The 2,619-nt window shown below is 44.2% G+C and carries 3 protein-coding genes; all 3 read right to left on the bottom strand.

Annotated features, from left to right (window positions below):
* A partial coding sequence (locus AC52RT_RS05420; RefSeq protein WP_495539809.1) for an aliphatic sulfonate ABC transporter substrate-binding protein occupies nt 1–966 on the bottom strand: 966 nt, incomplete at its 3' end.
* A 15-nt stretch (nt 967–981) separates the two neighbouring features.
* A complete protein-coding gene (locus tag AC52RT_RS05415; protein WP_495539808.1) occupies nt 982–1,794 on the bottom strand; it encodes a VOC family protein in 813 nt (270 codons plus the stop codon).
* 22 nt (nt 1,795–1,816) lie between these two features.
* Nucleotides 1,817–2,619 (bottom strand): amidohydrolase (locus AC52RT_RS05410; protein ID WP_495539807.1); only part of this gene is annotated, 803 nt, incomplete at its 5' end.

Raw genomic sequence — 2,619 nt, 5'->3', positions numbered from 1 at the left:
AGGCATATCAACAGAAACATCTAGTTTCTTAGGAATTAACTTGATCTCAAAGTATTTATCCGCCTGTTTTTGCTGAGCATCAATAATCTCCTGTGTGATGGGACCTGCTCCAAACGTACGGCGGTTCACTTGTTTAGTCGTGATTTTCTCATCAATGCCAATACTAGACGATAATAGTTTGGCCACTTCTGCTTTGTTCTCGTTCGCCCATTTATCCGACTTGTCGGTAGCTTCTAGGATAAGATTAACTATTTCAGCCTGTTCTTGTGCAAATTCTGGTGTCGCATAGTAGAAAGTACGGTTAGGGTATCCATAATCAACATTTTCAGTAAAGGTAAGGGTGTCAAGTTCCGTTTCCGCACTTGCGAAGAAAGGATCGTATGAAGCGAGGGCGTCGACTTGTTTGGTTTCAAAAATCGCACGTCCTTGTGCGGCATCTTCTGGGTAAACCCAGTTCACGTCATCTGCGGTCAAACCGACTTTCTCAAGAGCAAGGATGGCCAAATAATGATGATTACCTCCCTTTAGTACGCCTACTTTTTTCCCTTTTAATTGTTCAACGGAAGTAATTCCTGAATCTTTTAATACCATCAGCCCGACACCTTCAGGGTTCGGTGCATCAGCCCCGACATAAACGAGCGGCTTACCACTTGCTTGAGCAAAGATACCAGAACCATCAGCAGCATGACCATAATCAATGGCTTTTGAATAAAGACCTTCCAGCAGTGTACCGCCATGAGTGAACATTTTCCATTTCACCGTATATCCTTCTTTTTCGAGTGCTTCTTCTAAATAGCCCGTTTCTTTTAAAATATTTAGGGTGTTTCCTTTTTGATAACCAATTGTCACTACTTTCTTCTCGTTGGTTCCTGTTTCACTCGATTGTTTGCCACAAGCTGCTAGCAATAAGACGGCAGAGAGAAGAAGAAGTAATCCAGTAATCAGTCGTTTTGTATGAGTAATCATTCTTGTAGTCTCCTTTTATTTAGTGAATTTGTAGGCAGCATCATACAAGCTGAATTCAATTTCTTGACCAGTACCCGAGAATTCAAGTAAAAATGGTTTTTCACCGTATTCTTCAATGGTTGCAGCCACAATACCGTCCCCAATTGGACGATAAAAAATAAGGTCGCCGCCTTCCAATTTTAAACGCTGTCCTTTAGCGTTTAAATGCGTATTAACGAATGCTTCCTCAGCTTCTAATCCAAGATAGGCTGACCATCTTTCAACAACACTTTCTAAATTCTTTACAGCAAAAGATACGGAAGTAAGTTCAACGTTACCAGCAGGATGAGGCGCAATCACGCCGCGTTTGGAAAGGTCTTCTTTGCGTTCATCGTCGTCTTCATCCCACTGTATAAAAAACGGAAGATCAGGTTGTTCATCCGGTCTGCCTACAAAAAGAAGTTTCCAGCTGACAACACTGCCATCAGGACGTTTCCGACTAAGCGGGGAAGGGCCGTAAACGTCTAGACCAAGGTTTCGGAATCTTTTTGCGTCAGCTTCTAGATCCGTGGAGCGAAGAGCCACCCGTGCTAAGCCCTCGGCAAATTGTCTTTTCACAATACTTTCTCTTAGACTATAAGGAGCCTCAGCTGAACGCTCGACCAGAGTTTGATCAAATACACCAATCAGCTCGATATAACTTAACCCAAAATAACTTAGGGCGTTGTATGTACCTAGCGATTCATGCCGGCCACCTTCAACAGCATGCAGACCCATTTCTTGATAAGATGTAATGGCGTCCTCTGGGCTTTTTACGAAGTGCACGATGTGATCTAATTTGAATGTCATGTGTACGCTCTCCCTCTTTAAACTATAGTAAATAATGGGCAGTAAGCAGAAAAAACACCTGTCCCTGAACCAACATTGCCTGCTCGTCAAAGTCAAAACGAGGATGATGGTGAGCAAAATGCGTCGCGGGATTTTCATTTCTTGCACCTACATGAAAGAAGCCTCCTGGTCTATGTTGAAGATAGTAAGCGAAATCTTCTGCACCAAGGACCACTTTTTTCTCAACGAAAGCTTCAGGAGAAAGGTTCTCTTTTACTAACTGTTCAATAAGCTGGGTTTCCTCTGGATGGTTTTCAAGTACTGGATAGCCGTTCAGATAATCTAATGTATACGTGATACGGTCAGCTGTTTGGAAGCCGTCCAATATCCGGCGGATTTCTTTTTCAATTTGCGTTCTGACATCGCTGTTAAGCGCGCGAACCGTCCCTTCAAGCACGGCGGTATCCGCGATAATATTGAACGCATTGCCGGCATGAAAACTTCCGACTGTCACAACAGCTGGTTCCATCGGATCTACGCGCCGACTAACGATTTGCTGCAGATGACTAACGAGTTCGCTGCCAATTGCGACCGCATCAATTGTGGAATGCGGCTTTGCTCCATGCCCGCCTTTGCCTTGCAGGGTGATTTTGAAGGCATCAACAGAGGCCATAGAAGCGCCAGAACGTATGGCTACTTTACCAATCGGTACATCAGTAGCCAAATGACCGCCAAAGATATAATCGACCCCATCCAATACCCCGTCATTAATCATCGCTTTTGCACCACCGGGGGGCTTTTCCTCCGCGGGCTGAAAGATTAAAACGAGGGTTCCGCTTAAATCAT

It is taken from the genome of Peribacillus sp. (genome assembly GCF_059453735.1).
This window is presented reverse-complemented; position numbering and strand designations above follow the sequence as displayed.

Excerpts from the sequence above, each read along its gene's own strand:
- AC52RT_RS05415 (WP_495539808.1), bottom strand. The coding sequence starts at position 1,794 with ATGACATTCAAATTAGATCACATCGTGCACTTCGTAAAAAGCCCAGAG.